Here is a 15,109-nt window from a genome sequence, read left to right as displayed (position 1 = left end):
AGAAAACGCAAAAGTGATTCGTATTTACCGAAGTCGCTTTTGCGCGATTTGTTAATATCTCACTTTATCGTTTACGAGATCCAGCAATGTTGATTTCCATGCGCTTATTTGCTCAAACGAATCAACTAACTCCTCAAAACGATTGTAGTGCATCCGGCTCATAACGGAGCCATACAATATCGCTCCTGTTCTTTCACAGGTTTCAAAAAAAAGGTCGCGTTTCATTGCCACATCTTCTGTAGATAAACGGCACTCAAAATAATGCTTAATCCATTGATCCTCTTCCGCTTCTCCTTCTATTAAATACAAGGTAAGCAAGGTTCGTTTCCGCTGGAGGAAATCGCTTTTCTCATCCCAACGAAGCAAATCTCTCAAATCATTCTGAATTTGGGCAGCAATCCCGATTTCGATCGCATATTCAGCAACAGTGTCATTCCAAGGTAAGCCTGCAGCCATAACTCCCGCCATGCATGCGAATTGCAGCAACGATCCTGACTTCTGCTTAATGACTTCCAGATATGCCTGCTCATCCTGCATCTCATTCAGAATATCCAGCATCTGGCCATTTGCGGATCGAAGCAGCCTATCATTCATTAATGCCACCAAACCGATTTTCGTTTCTGTCCCCGCTGCGCCGTCGAGCATCGCTTGCTGCGACAGCGTAAGCAGCGCTGTTGCAACATGAAGTGCTATAGGAAGCGGGTCTTGCATCCATGGTTTACCTGGCGCGTCCTGATCCTGCAGATCATCCAATATATCCGACGCCAGAATGAATAACTCAACTGCTGCTGCTACCTTATATGCACTATCACCTTGACCGCCAAACATACGATAATGAATAACGGTCAACTGCCCGAATCGTAAGGACTCATTAAGCTTATCCTTTATGTATCGCTCAGCGAAACGAGCAAGCGGCCCAGCTGTGAAGTACCGCTGAGCCAATTGTTGCATATGTTGACCAATGAGTGGATTACAATCTTTCACAAGCGATCCTCCGCCACTTCAAGATGCTACTATTATACTATGATTTCATTAAGAGAACATACGTTGAAATGTCGTGACGAATCGCGCCAACCTATTCAATGTGCTTATGCCGTAACAGTCGTGGGTACGTTTGCGCTTTTTTTTCGTTTCTTCCTCTTGCTTTTGACTTTCCCCCTCGTTCATTCGATTCGTTAAGCTTGCAATCATCTCCATTCTTTTTTCAATAAGCTTTCTGCGCTCGACTGACGGACTTTCGATGCGATCGCGATGATCCATTGACTGAAAAGCCCTCCTTGAGGTATGTCCATGCAAGTAATTGCTTATCGTTAATCTACCGATACCTTATACGCTGACACTCCCATTCCATTCAACTGCGTGATGCATGTACACGGCTTCCATCGTAAGGCCGCCTCCGGGCAACTGGGCAATAAGTGCAGATGGATTGTCGCATGCTGTGAATTCACCCTTGCGCATTACGCACACACGATTGCAATTGCGCTGCATATCCTCCATATCATGAGAAGCGACGATAATCGTTTTCCCTTGCTTTCTAAGAAGCTCAAGCAGTGTCCAGTAGTCTCTTTTGGCCTGAGGGTCAAGACCCGTAGTAGGCTCGTCCAAAAAGATGATCTTGGGATCATTCACAAGCGCAATCGCCAGTGCAGTACGTTGCCTCCAACCGCCAGATAATCGTTTTACCAGCTTATCCGAGTAAGGGCTGAGTCCGAATTGCTCTATGATATGATCTAGGTTATTTTTACGTTTGTAGAAGCCTTGGAACATCTCCATTGCTTCGCGAACATTCATTTTATCCACTAAGGACGTGCTTTGCAGATGGATGCCGATGTCTTCCTTCAGACGCTCCGCCTCTAGTACAACATCATGTCCATAGATTCGAATACTCCCCTGATCCGGCATACGAATGCCCATTAGCATCTCGAGCAGTGTCGTTTTCCCAGCACCATGCATGCCAATAATACCAAACAATTCTCCTTCATTAACTTTGAAGGATACGGAATCTACTGCCTTATTCGCACCATAATACTTGCTGACCGAGCTTACCTGAATGATCGTTTCCTTATCCATTCTTGGGCTAACCTCCATTCACACTAAAGCATTGTTAGTTGACTCGCTTTAAGGTGAGATTTATGTTTTGGTATGCGTCATAGTTTTACGATAACGCATGCTGCTCTTTTTTTCACCGAAAACTTACCTAGTAATTTCCGCAATATTTTTGCGTGACCGCAATACAAGCGCAAAACAAAAAGAGACTTATTTCTATGGTTTTCCATAGTAAAATAAGTCTCTTTTAATTATCCACAGAGTTATTAACAATTCTGTATAAATTGTTAGTTAATTCAGTCAGTAGTGCTTTAGCGTTAGAGTAGCATTTACGCGGATTTCGTCGATATATAGGTACATCTTCTCATACCCGCAGTACTTATCCACTTTATCCACAATACCCACAGCGCTTTTCTGAAAAATCCATCCCCTTTTCATCCACAGTATTAACCTTTAGTAAATCCAGTGTTTTCGCGCATTTCAGCATTTTATACACAATTCAAGGGGGTTATGTGGATAACTTTGTGCACAACACTAATTTTGGAAGTTTTTTAACTCTATTTTCTAATTTCGATGTAAAGTAAAATTGTGGATGAACTTAGTAGATGTTCATTATCCGCATAATCAACCAGCATTTGCAGAAATGATCGATATCCATCCTCACACGCCTCTACTATTTCTGAGTAACTGCTTGTTCCGCTTCTACACGTTGAACCACTCTGCTGCCTGTGGTCATAACCGCTTGGTTGCAAGCAGCTACGTAAGCCTGTGCGGCTGCAAGAACAATATCATCATGAATCGATGTTCCACGGAATCGCTGCTGCTCGTGTATGATACTAACGACTGCCTCGCCATGCGCGTCCTCTCCAGTTGATAGCGAGTGAAGCTCCAGATCCTCGAATTCGGCTGCTACTGGAATGGCCTGCTGAATAGCATGAATGACTGCTTCAATCGGACCTGCACCCATTGCCATATAGGATTGCTCTACTCCATATTCATTCTCGCGAATCGTAACGGTTGCCGTTCGTGAACGCTGCGTGCCTGCATGTACATGCAGGTCAACCAGCACGTATGGATCAGGCTGCGTCTGCGTCAGTTCTCCCGCGATGCGAATCAGCTCATCATCTGTAACTATTTTTTGCGCATCCGCCTTCACTTTGAATTTGTCGTATACATCTTGAAGCTGTGCATCCGTCAGATCAATGCCGAATTCCGATAGCCGATGCTTGATCGCATGGCGACCGGAGTGCTTGCCAAGAATAATCATGTTGCGGGGAATCCCCATTGCTTCTGGGTCCATAATTTCATACGTATTGCGATTTTTCAGCAAGCCATCCTGATGAATGCCTGACTCATGCTGGAACGCATTCCGTCCAACGATTGGTTTATTGAATGCAATCGGAAAGTTCATTGCACGGCTGACCATACGGGAGGTTTCGAATATTTCTCCAATTTGAATATTGGTCTCTGCTTGAATCGCATCCTTTCGCGTCTCAATGGCCATAACTAATTCCTCCAAGGAGCAGTTACCTGCGCGTTCCCCAACGCCGTTTACAGTGACCTCAATTTGCGTTGCCCCGCCATGGATGGCTGCGATGCTATTAGCTACGGCTAGACCAAGATCATTATGGCAATGAGCACTATACCGCACCGTTTCTCCACCTCTCGCCTGACTTCGCACGGCGCGGAAAAGTTCCCGCATTTCCTCGGGCATCGCGTAGCCAAGCGTATCTGGCAGATTGATTATCGTTGCCCCTTCCGCAATGACCGCTTCAACGAGCTGGATCACAAAATCTCTGCCGGAGCGAGTCGAGTCCATAGCGGAGAATTCGATCTCATCCACGAACTGCTTGCCGTAAGCGACCATATCGCGAGCAATCTGAACGACCTCGTCACGCGATTTGCGAAGCTGATGATTGAGATGAATGTCAGAGGAGGAGATGAACAGATGCAGGCGTCTTCGCGCCGCATCCTGCGTCGCTTTAACGGCAGCATCAATGTCTACCTTTACTGCTCTTGCGAAGCCGGCAATTTCTACATGCTGCAGCTCACGGGAAATTTGCTGAACAGCAGCAAACTCACCTGGACTCGATACAGGAAACCCCGGCTCAATAACATCTATTCCTAATTTGCCAAGTTGGCGTGCAATGATGATTTTGCGTTCTGGGTCAAGCGAAGCGCCTGGAGATTGCTCGCCGTCCCGCAGTGTCGTATCAAATATTTGAATTTTTTTCATTTCGTTTGTCATTGTTAATTCCTCCTATAGGATTGTAGGTTATTCGATTTTTGGCAAGGTGAAACGGCTGTCGCCGTCCTTTGGCGATGCGGCGCGTTTCATTCCGAGAAATATAGAAAGAGTTGGCGAAATGATATATTTTCCTATATTTGCACAAAAAAAGCTCGTCGTCTCCTTGTAAGAGACGACGAGCTTACGCTGCCGTGGTACCACTCTAATTGACAGGATCTTGCTGCAGTCATTTGGAGCTGAGCCGGCTTCTGTATAGAAGTCAGCTCGCTTAACTGCAGGGATTCATGCCCGCTTAAAAGCCCGATGACGGCGGCTAGCCGTAACGATGTAGTATACTGCAGCCTCGTGCAGTCATTTCCACCGTTCCGCTCCCAGGCGAGATTCAAACCTCAGCTTCGACTGCGTCACACCAACCCGCAGCTCTCTGTTTGGATTTGTTTCGTCAAGTTCCCTTGAGTCATCACAATTCCAATTTGCCAGCTTACTATTCTACTGCTCCTGTTCATAGCGTTTCCACTCTATGTTGTTTGCATCTTAATCGTCAAAAGGCCAATACCTTCACTTCATAGACAACAAGAAAAGCCTGTCATCTCTTGAATCAAGAGACGACAGGCTATGAAAGACCCGCGCGGTACCACCCTTGTTGACTCCCATACGCTTGTAAACAAGCAGGGACGCCCAACTTAAGCATATGGCCAACTCCGGATGTTGACTCACATGCACCCGATTACGGCGGTTAACCGTAACAATGTACCTGCATGGCTATTGGCAATTCGTGAGCTGCCGCCACCGTTTCCATTGTTCCGCTCCCAGGTGAGCTTCAAGCATCCATCGACTGCGTTGCACCAACCCGCAGCTCTCTGTGCCGATGCGGTTCATGAATATTACTCATTCATGTCGCGCTGCCGACATTCCCGGACAAGCTTTACTGTTCCTGTTCTTTGCGTTTATTACGTATGAGATTGAAGTTGTGAAGTATTGTTGCTTATTATATGCGCTTCGAAATAGTCTGTCAATTCTTATTCCAAAGTTTTTTAATCAGCATGATTGACTGACCAGCTCTCTAGTGAAAACCCCGGGTCGCCTTTCAAATCCAGATCCGTGAATTGTGAACGTTTAAGCTTCAGATAAGCTGCGGCACCAATCATGGCCGCATTATCCGTACACAGCACATTCGAAGGAATCAATAGCGGTATTCGATTCGACTCACATTTTGCCGTCAAAGCGGCACGAAGACCTCGGTTTGCGGCAACTCCACCGCATAAAAGCAGCTGCTTCGCCCCATATTGCAAGGCTGCGCGCAGAGCCTTGGTGACAAGCACCTCGGTTACCGACTCTTGGAATCCGCGCGCGAGCGCACCTTCATCAAGATCCAGACCCTTCATTCTATGCTGGTTAATGACAGCTAGTACAGCCGACTTCAGGCCGCTGAAGCTGAAATCATAGCTGTCTGCCTCCAGCCACGCTCGCGGCAAATTGATTGTATGCTCCGCTTCAACAGCAAGTCTATCAATATGAGGCCCACCTGGGTAGGGCAACTTAAGTGCACGAGCAACCTTATCATAAGCTTCGCCGACCGCATCATCTCTAGTCCGACCAACGACTTGAAAGTTGCCCTCACTCTCCATAAGCACTAGCTCCGTATGCCCGCCAGAAACGACCAGCGCCATGCATGGATAGACGATGGTATGCTCAAGCTCATTCGCATAGATATGTCCCGCGATATGATGGGTTCCAATAAGTGGAATATCGAGTGCCATCGAGAGGCTCTTAGCTGCAACAATGCCTACAAGCAAAGCACCGACAAGACCGGGGCCTTGCGTCACAGCAATCGCTGACATGTCCTTTAACGTAAGCCCTGACTCTTTGATCGCCTGCTCAATAATCATCGTTATTACTTCCACATGCTTGCGCGAGGCAATCTCCGGAACCACGCCTCCGTACCGCTCATGTATTTCAATCTGACTAGATACCACATTAGACAATATTTGCTTCCCACCGCGAATAACGGCTGCCGACGTCTCGTCGCAGCTCGTTTCAATAGCCAGTATAATATCGCCCTTTGGCTGTATACTGTCTGTGTTTTCTAATTGCGTCACAATCATTGTTCCCCTGCTTTCAACCGCACTTGGTCGAGCTCTGCCCACATAATAAGCGCATCCTCATTGTTGTCTGAATAGTACCTTGGACGAATACCGGCAGGCTCAAAGCCGTATTTGCGGTATAGCTGCTGCGCCACCTCATTGGAAGGTCTCACTTCTAGCGTCATTTTGGCTGCGCCAAAAAATACAGCCGTTCGCTGCATCTCCAAGAGCAGGCAGCTGCCGAGGCCTTGACCGCGGAAATCCGCTCTTACCGCAATATTAGTGACATGCGCTTCATCCATTATGATCCACATGCCTCCATATCCAATAACTTGGCGTTCGTATTCCATGATCATATATCGCGCGAACATGTTGTTCATAAGCTCATTCGTAAAGGCCTCAGCCGTCCATGGACTTGAGAAAGCCTCATGCTCTATATCAACGATAGCTGGAATATCCGCCATCGTCATCGCACGATAAATAAGCTCGTTCACATCTGCTATCATTGCTTCGCTTCACCCTCCTGCTTCGCTTTCCAGACGACTTCTGCCTCGGTAAGCTGGGTATAGTTAGGTATAAAAGTGTGCGGGTCCTCCGTCAAGCCTGCAGCCAGCCGAATGCGGCCAAGTTTAGCAATCCATTGCCCCTCTTGGATAAAAGGCTGCAGCCGAACGGCAACGCCTGCAAGTTCTCCGATTTGCTGCAATCGCACAGCCTCTTGTTCATGAAGAGACAAATCCCCTACTAAAGAAATACTCCGCACCTTGCCGTTCTGCTCTGACAAACGCTGCTCCACTTGATTAACAAAGTCCTTCATAAGCCGGATGCCATCATCAAGCCAGCGACTCCATTCCACTTGTCCCGTAAGTGCGAAGCCGGATGAATAGACCTGTCCTCGCCGCGCATCCATGATTGGGAGCACCCAATGTTCGTCCTCTGCCTCGCGATATGTCGTCTCATTTGCATCCAAATGCTGATGCCAAGCACCATAAGCGAGTGCCTCCAAGCTTGATACGCCCACTAGTGGCTTATTCCATACCCAAGCAAGCGTCTTCGCTACAGAAACCGCAATGCGCATTCCGGTATATGAGCCCGGTCCGTTCCCGACAGCCAGTGCTTCGATGTCTGATTCGTTTATTTCGCTTTCCTTCAGCATTTGCTTGATATGCGATACGACATGTACCGAGTGGTTCCGCTCGGCTAATGTTTGTATTTCGGCAAGTACATCTTGATCGTTCACAATAGCTGCTGCCATAGCAGCCGTTGATGTATCCAGTGCCAATATTATACCTGCTTGGCCCTTCTTTTCCGTTGTCATCTGCCTGCTCCTATCTCTTGTACAGCCCGGCACCAGCTTGCGTACTGCTCGCCGAAGCCGGTTAGTCGTATGCGGCGAGCCTCATCGCCTAAGTGCTCGATAAACAGCTCCATTCGTTCAGCGGGAAGCAGTTCCTTGATCAAGCTTGCCCATTCAACGATCGTTGCCCCATCACCAAAAAAATAGTCATCCAAACCAAGCTCATCCGCTTCATCCTGTGACAGCCTGTATACATCCATATGGTAAAAGGGCAGCTTCTCCCCTTCGTATTCCTTAATAATCGTAAAGGTTGGACTGTTCACAACACCCTTCACGCCGATGGCCTTCGCAAAGGCTTGGGAGAACCTGGTTTTCCCAGCGCCTAAATCTCCATCTAATGTCAGTATTACCCCTGGCTTCACCCAATCGGCAAGCAGTTCGGCCAAAGCAACCGTGTCCTGCTCCGTATGTGCGAGCCATATGGCCTGATCAATCTGTTGCTCCATGCTTGTTCACCCATTCATAACTAGAAATGATTGTATCCACGCTTCTGAAGCTCTACTCTTCTGCCTGACTGAGCTGATCCGAGCGCATCCCCATAGGACTGATTACTGCTTATGAGCGTAACGGCAGGCTCGCCTGCTTCGGTTTCTCCAATAATAAAAAAAGGGATGCCTTCTTGATGAAAAGCAGCCCGCATAGGCTCCACATCTTCACGATCCATCGTGCCAAGCAGCACGTAATCCTCGCCCCCGTATAACATCCATTCAAGCGGGTCGATACCTACACTTGAAGCATAGGCCGCCATGCTGCCGCTTCTAGGCAGCAGCGCCTCACTCAGAACAAGACGAAGGCCCGACGCCTCGGCAATTTCCCATGCTTCGCTGGCAAGGCCGTCACTGACATCGTTAAGGGAGCGGCAGGTTCCCCGCTCAAGCAGCAGCCGGCCGGCACGAACGGATGGCTCCGGCCGTTGATGCGCTTGTACAAGCTGTGCTTCTCGCGTCTGGCTGAAGTCCTTCGGCTGCAGCAGCTCACCCGATTGCTGCTCGTGCGCCAGCAGCACATGCAGCCCCGCCGCCGACATCCCGGCTGCGCCGGTCACAAACACCGCATCGCCCGGCTGCGCACCCGAACGTCGCAGCTCTCGCCCCGCTTCCACGGTTCCCGTTAGCGTTACCGCGACAACCAATTGCCCCGGCGCCGACGTCGTATCGCCGCCTACAACGGCAACCCCGTAGCGCTCGGCGCACTCGTACAGCCCGTCGTACAGCCTGCGCATCCGCTCCGACGTATACGTGGGCGGCACGCTGACCGAGACGAGCGCATGCAAGGGCACGCCTCCCATCGCGACGATATCGCTGATGTTCGTCGCAAGTGCCTTATAGCCGACATCCTCGTCCCGCATCGTCGACTGCTTGAAGTGGACGGTCTCCACCATCGTGTCGACCGCCAGCAGGAGCCGCTTCGGCGAGGCTACGCCGTCCTCCGCATAAGCAGCATCGACGACAGCGGTATCGTCGCCGATACCCATAACGACTCCGCGCTGCTGCTGCCACGCTTGCTGCTGCCTGCCGGCAGTCCAATGACGTATACTTGCGAACTCATCCAAACCACTGTTCCCCTTCAACCCAAAGCCGCAAACTTAAGCCCTATGTGCAGCCATGGCTTATCGTCTATTCATAAGCTCTACTATCATCATTAGTGAATATCGCGTTTCTTAAACCGTCCGCCCTTCACATCGTGAATATTGCCAACGGCAAGAAACGCAACAGGATCGAGCTCATGGACAATCGATTTCATCTTCGCTTCCTCAAGCCTTGTAATGACACAGAAAATAACGCGTTTGCTTCCGCCTGTGAAGCCGCCCTCTCCGTGCAAATAAGTAACGCCGCGACCAAGCCGGCTCATAATAGCTGCGCCGATCTCCTTCGCTTCCTCACTAATGATCCATACGGCCTTCGATTCATCGAAGCCCTCTATCGTCACATCAATTACTTTGAACGCAATGTAATAAGCGATCAACGAAAACATCGCCCGGTCCCAGCCGAATACGAAGCCTGCACTGCCAAGAATAAATAAGTTAAAAAACATAACCGTCTCGCCAACGGAGAATGGCAAGCGCTTATTAAACAGAATCGCCACGATCTCCGTCCCATCAAGAGAACCACCGAAGCGAATAACCATGCCGACACCGATACCCAGAATCACTCCCCCGAATATAGCGGCCAAGAACGGCTCTACCGTGAGCGGAGGCACTGGATGAAGCAGAGCCGTCCCGATTGACATGACGGTTACGCCATACAAAGTCGAAATCGCAAAGGTTTTGCCGATTTGCTTATAGCCGAGAAACAGGAAAGGCAGGTTCAATATGAAAAGAAAAATTCCGAGCGGCAGTGATGACAAATGGGATGCCATAATCGATACGCCGACGATACCGCCATCAATAATATGATTGGGTACTAGAAAAATTTCCAGCCCAACCGCTACCAATGCAGCACCTAGCGTAATAAACAACACCCTCTTGAGAACCTCGAGCTTCGATAGCCTGTGGTGCTGTAAAGTACCCATACGTGAACTCACTTCCCCTGCTAGCTCTTTTTCTCATTATTTTACCTTAAACGCTATCAGATATAAAGTAAGTCTAGCATTATTATAAAAAAGAAACCTTCCATCCCCTAAGCAGCGCACTGCCGGGATGAAAGGCTTCTCTATCATTCCAGTTATCCGATAACCGCGAACGCTTCTACACCCGCAGGTATCGATTTCGTCCGGTATACTCTACCGAAGCTATCATAAACCTGAATGGTATAGCTTACTGTCGTCAATGTCGAAATGGCACTAAAAAACACGACCCCAAACCGATCGAAGAACGCTGTTTGAATAAGCGTATTTCCTCTGAATAACGCAGCATTAAAGCCTGTTGTGTTGAATGGCACACCTCTGTTATCTACCCACAACACGGTCAAACGGTTAAAGGTCGGACCACTTTGCTGATTGCCTACTGTCGTTTTTTTCAACTTGATTTTATCTACGTTTTTCGGATTAAACAAAGGGGGCTTTGCTCGATTTCCCATACTATCACTCCTTCCCGCATCTATATTAAAATATGCGAGATTGCAAGCTTTGGTATGGTCTTGACCCTACGAACAATGCCTAATTTTTAATCGATTCTTCCGTTTCGTTTATAGTTCCTTGACGATAGTAATATGAAGCTCATCCTTCAGCTCCAGTTCATAAGGAGAAGCGGGCATCGATCCATTCGCCTCCATGATGATGCGTACACGCGGACGGTGCACAGCAAGCTCATTGTTTTCTGTCACGACGCCGACTTGTCCCGTACTCAGTAGCAGCGATGTGGAAACGGGATAAATCGATATATGCCGGCAAAAAAGCTTTATCAGCTCATGATCGAAAAAAGTTCCTCCTGCTGCAAACAAAAACTCGATCGCTTCGCTCGCTGTGTATCTCTTACGATACGGCCGCGGAGAGGTCAATGCGTCAAACGTATCCGCTAAACCTACAATTTGTCCGAACATATGAATATCGTTTTCCTTCAGTCCACGCGGATATCCTGATCCGTTAAAACGCTCATGATGCTGAAGGGCGCAATGGGCAGAAACGATTGAAATATCATGATATTTCCGCAGAATGTCGAAGCCGTCCTTCGCATGTGCATGGACAATCGTCCGCTCCTCCGCCGTGAATGGCTTCGTTTGATTCAACAACTTCGTTGGCACCTTGGTCATGCCAATATCGAAGAGAAGAGCACCTATTCCCAGTTCTTCAAGCTGGTTGCGGTTAAGCCCCTTAGCTATTCCCATAATACCTGCGAGTACCGCTACATTAAACGAATGCTGAAACAAATAGCCATCCATCGCATGAATACTTGATAAATTAACGAGCATATTCGGTCTTGTTGCTAGATCCTGCATGATCTGACCGAACACCGCTCTGAAATTCCGACCCATATCAGGTGCAATAGTACGACTCTTTGATACGTTCTGATCTTTGAAGGAGTTCATCGTTTTATAAATAGTATCCACTGCTTGCTTCCGCGTTTCGTCTCGAATGGCATCCTCTGGAATAATATCCTCCGTCATGCCATCCTCTATGAATAGAAAGTCAATGCCTAAGTTAAACAATCGATCGATGTAACGATCATTCAGCTCTACCCCTTCTCCTAGAAGTACGTTTCCGTTCTCCTGAAATATAGGTTTAGCCACTTTGTCTCCCGGCTTGACCATTCCAATCTGTACTTTTCTCATTAGATTAGTTCCCGCCTTCGATAGTTTAGAGCTTGTAATCAGATAGCCTCTATTTTAACAGAACTATGTTCGACTGACTACGGCGATACCATTGGAAAGAAGCCTGAACAACATGTTCAGACTTCTAGGCTAATTTACGTTTCACGATTCGATTGCGTCCGTTATATTTGGCTTCATACAGTGCGGCGTCCGCTTGTGCAAGCAGTTCTCGCAGGAAGGCTTTCGGATCATCCAGATCAGCAGGCTCGAAATGCTCAATCGAAATGACGCCCATACTGATTGTAACCGATACCGGCGGCTCGCCGATTCCCGTACTGATTTGGTTCTGCTCGACAGCTTCCATCAGAAGCTCTGCGATCAGATCCGCCTGATCACGGTTCGTATGCGGCAAGTACACGGTAAATTCCTCACCGCCGTATCTTGCCAGTATATCCGTAAAACGTAGTGCGCCTCGAACGGCATCGACGGTACCGCAAAGCACCTCATCGCCGATCAAATGTCCGTATTTATCGTTAACCGATTTGAAATGGTCAAGATCGAATAAGAATATAGAAAACGGGATGCCATATCGAATGTTGGCAATCACCTCTAGCTCCAATTGATGCAGCAGATAACGGCGGTTGAAGCAGCCCGTCAAACCATCGGTAATTGCCATATGCTCCAGCTTCTTATTCGCCTGGAACAGCTCGTCCTGCATAATAAGCAAATCACGGTTGCGATCATGCAGCTGCTCATTCTGACTGTTCGTCTCCTCTACCAGCAATCGAAGCTCAGTCACGTCCTGGAAGGTCAACACCCTGCCAACAGGTATTTTCTTATGGTTAAGAATAGGAGCCGACTGCACGATGATATGGCGGTATTTATCATAAGATATCGCAATTTCTACTTCTATTCGCTCAAGAGGGCGCTTACGCTGCTCCTCAAAAAACGCGGAAAACTCTCTTGCTGCTTCCCCCTTAAATTGCGGGCCTAGAATTGCCGGAGTAAATTTATCACCGATCCTTACTCGGAAGATCGGTTTAATGATCTTATTCAGCTCAATAATAATATCGTACTCGTCCAACACGATAATGCCCATCGACATGGTATTCATCACATCCCTCTGGACGGTTTGAATAATATCGAGCACCTTGTGTCTTCGAATAGCGTTAACCAAATAAATGGCAGAAAAAGCCATACCAACTGAAATGAGCGGCACATACCGGTTGATCTCCTCAATAAGGGCGATATTAATGAGCAGATCCAGTAGCGCGAATCCAACCAATACGATCATACCGTTCATAGCTGTCTTGATAACCATGCGTTGCCGATCAGAATTTTCTTCGCGCAGCTTCTGAAACATAATAACAAACGACACCGAAACATAAAGAATAAGCTGTACAATCATAATCCAATACAGCGGACCATGCTGAAGCTGTTTAAGCGGAGTCAAGTCTGAATTGATGCTCAAAAACATGCCGTTCGGATTTGCGATTACCGCTGCGACAGATATAAGCGCAGGAATGGCCAAAACGAAAAGCCGATTCTTCCTTATGACATACGATTGACCGGTCAGAAAGAGAATAAAGGCAAACCAGCCCAGTCCGAGCAGTGAGAGTCCAATATACGAAACAGAGAGATAGAATAGCCTGAAGCTCTCAGACAACACAGTCTGCGATACGAATTGAGAGAACGTCCAGCTCATAAAAACGACATGTAGAAAAAGGTATATCCTATGTAGTACCGTAACGGTTCTAGCGGCAAACACGTAGAAAAACAAGCCGAGCAGCACTAGAAACATACTAAAGTCGAGCCAGATCATCCATTCCATTACGGTTCACCCATTCATTTGATAGCCATCTTCTTCCATTGTATCAAATGTTAATTCTATCGACAATTGCTTAACCTCAAAAATCTCAAAGTTTAACGATCGTTTTGCCCCGTCTTAATCAGAATCGACCTCTGGCCATCGTTCAGCAAGCATATGCTCCAAGGAGGGTGAAAGATTTAGAAATTGGCGGAATTGCTTATACTGCTCCCATTTCTTCACAGAAGGCTCAAGGTGCTCCGATCTTACCGCTCGAATGAGCAAGTTTTTCGGTGTATGCTCTGGATCTACAAATTCCAGCATCTGCACCTTGTAGCCAAGCACCTCCAGCAAAGTTCCACGTACAGCATCCGTAGCAAGTGCCGAGAATCGCTCCTTGAGTAGGCCTTGAGAGAGCAACGGAGATAGAACATCATTGCTCACCTGTTTGAAGAGCTCATGCTGACAGCATGGAACCGACATAATGACCGATGCTCCCCAGTTAACAGCCTTAGCCAGCGCTGCGTCCGTTGCTGTATCGCAGGCATGCAGCGTGACGACCATATCCGCTTCGTTCAGTTCCTCATACTCCGCTATGTCGCCAACCAGAAACCGCAGCTTGTCATAGCCCAGTTTCTCAGCAAGCTCCGTGCAGAAGGCAATCACGTCCGCTTTCAGATCAAGCCCGATAATGCGGATATTCCGCTGCTGCTCCACCGCAAGCAGATGATACAAAGCAAAAGTTAAATACGATTTGCCGCAGCCGAAATCAACGATCGTAAGCTCCTTGTTCTTAGGCAGGTAAGCAAGCACATCTGTCACCATTTCAAGAAAGCGATTGATTTGCCTATACTTGTCCTGCTTCTTCGCATGGACGAGCCCCTCGGGAGTCATGATGCCCAGCTCGACAAGGAATGGCGCAGCTTTTCCTTCGGCAAGCACGCGCTGCTTCTGTCTGTTATGCTGTTGAACGTTTTTTTTCGCATCACCGGTCGGCGGCTTCTTCAAGATTGCAGCTTTACCCTTCTTGCTAAAGAGCAGCTGCACATCTGCTTCTACTGTCTTAATCAACGCTTGCCTATATTGATCCTGCAGCAAGGCAATCATTCGATCTCCGGCCTCGCTAGCTGCAAGGTTATCATGCGTTACTTTATTAGCGAAATGATATTCAAATTGATAATGAAGCCCGCTCTTCATCTCGATGGGACGAACGATAGTTTTGGGAGCCGCCGTTCCATCCTTGCGCTTAGGCTGGCTTAACGATGCTTGCAGCAGTTCTTTGCCGCTGATCCAGCCAGCTATGTCTTGCTGCCATTGTTCTGTCATGATGCTGTCTCACTCCTAGCCTCTATTCAAGCTAAGCGCAGCGTCGCGCCCAGC

General features: G+C 48.0%; 14 protein-coding genes. All 14 read right to left on the bottom strand.

Features of this window, described 5'->3' with window-relative positions; all coding sequences use genetic code 11:
- Positions 1–51: 51 nt before the first annotated feature.
- Positions 52–984, bottom strand: a complete 933-nt coding sequence (locus FGT79_RS25955; protein ID WP_138755748.1) for a polyprenyl synthetase family protein — start codon at positions 982–984, stop codon at positions 52–54.
- A 48-nt stretch (positions 985–1,032) separates the two neighbouring features.
- A complete protein-coding gene (locus FGT79_RS25950) occupies positions 1,033–1,260 on the bottom strand; it encodes a hypothetical protein (RefSeq protein ID WP_138755747.1) in 228 nt (75 codons plus the stop codon).
- 66 nt (positions 1,261–1,326) lie between these two features.
- Positions 1,327–2,070, bottom strand: coding sequence for an ABC transporter ATP-binding protein (locus FGT79_RS25945; protein WP_138755746.1), 744 nt, complete (start codon positions 2,068–2,070; stop codon positions 1,327–1,329).
- A 649-nt stretch (positions 2,071–2,719) separates the two neighbouring features.
- The gene (locus FGT79_RS25940; RefSeq protein WP_246096631.1) at positions 2,720–4,294 is read right to left on the bottom strand and encodes a 2-isopropylmalate synthase; all 1,575 of its coding nucleotides are present in this window, start codon (positions 4,292–4,294) and stop codon (positions 2,720–2,722) included.
- A gap of 1,034 nt (positions 4,295–5,328) precedes the next feature.
- Positions 5,329–6,393, bottom strand: a complete 1,065-nt coding sequence (tsaD, locus tag FGT79_RS25935) for a tRNA (adenosine(37)-N6)-threonylcarbamoyltransferase complex transferase subunit TsaD (protein WP_246096630.1) — start codon at positions 6,391–6,393, stop codon at positions 5,329–5,331.
- Between the two features lie 2 nt (positions 6,394–6,395).
- Complete coding sequence (rimI, locus tag FGT79_RS25930) at positions 6,396–6,884, bottom strand: ribosomal protein S18-alanine N-acetyltransferase (RefSeq protein WP_138755744.1); 489 nt, start codon at positions 6,882–6,884, stop codon at positions 6,396–6,398.
- Positions 6,881–7,696, bottom strand: coding sequence for a tRNA (adenosine(37)-N6)-threonylcarbamoyltransferase complex dimerization subunit type 1 TsaB (gene tsaB, locus FGT79_RS25925; RefSeq protein WP_138755743.1), 816 nt, complete (start codon positions 7,694–7,696; stop codon positions 6,881–6,883). Before tsaB ends, rimI begins: the two co-directional genes overlap by 4 nt.
- A complete protein-coding gene (tsaE, locus tag FGT79_RS25920) occupies positions 7,693–8,181 on the bottom strand; it encodes a tRNA (adenosine(37)-N6)-threonylcarbamoyltransferase complex ATPase subunit type 1 TsaE (protein WP_138755742.1) in 489 nt (162 codons plus the stop codon). Before tsaE ends, tsaB begins: the two co-directional genes overlap by 4 nt.
- A gap of 20 nt (positions 8,182–8,201) precedes the next feature.
- Positions 8,202–9,287, bottom strand: a complete 1,086-nt coding sequence (gene thiL, locus FGT79_RS25915; RefSeq protein WP_138755741.1) for a thiamine-phosphate kinase — start codon at positions 9,285–9,287, stop codon at positions 8,202–8,204.
- 89 nt (positions 9,288–9,376) lie between these two features.
- Positions 9,377–10,246, bottom strand: a complete 870-nt coding sequence (locus FGT79_RS25910; protein ID WP_138755740.1) for a YitT family protein — start codon at positions 10,244–10,246, stop codon at positions 9,377–9,379.
- 152 nt (positions 10,247–10,398) lie between these two features.
- A complete protein-coding gene (locus FGT79_RS25905; RefSeq protein ID WP_138755739.1) occupies positions 10,399–10,752 on the bottom strand; it encodes a hypothetical protein in 354 nt (117 codons plus the stop codon).
- Between the two features lie 108 nt (positions 10,753–10,860).
- Positions 10,861–11,943 carry an HD-GYP domain-containing protein gene (locus tag FGT79_RS25900; protein ID WP_138755738.1) on the bottom strand — a complete coding sequence of 361 codons (1,083 nt, stop codon included), beginning with the start codon at positions 11,941–11,943 and terminating at the stop codon, positions 10,861–10,863.
- 124 nt (positions 11,944–12,067) lie between these two features.
- Positions 12,068–13,753: a histidine kinase N-terminal 7TM domain-containing diguanylate cyclase gene (locus FGT79_RS25895; RefSeq protein WP_138755737.1), complete on the bottom strand. Its 1,686-nt coding sequence runs from the start codon at positions 13,751–13,753 to the stop codon at positions 12,068–12,070.
- A 114-nt stretch (positions 13,754–13,867) separates the two neighbouring features.
- Positions 13,868–15,055: a class I SAM-dependent methyltransferase gene (locus FGT79_RS25890; protein ID WP_138755736.1), complete on the bottom strand. Its 1,188-nt coding sequence runs from the start codon at positions 15,053–15,055 to the stop codon at positions 13,868–13,870.
- Between the last annotated feature and the right edge of the window lie 54 nt (positions 15,056–15,109).

Source organism: Paenibacillus sinopodophylli, assembly GCF_005930355.1.
GTDB lineage: Bacteria > Bacillota > Bacilli > Paenibacillales > Paenibacillaceae > Pristimantibacillus > Pristimantibacillus sinopodophylli.
This window is presented reverse-complemented; position numbering and strand designations above follow the sequence as displayed.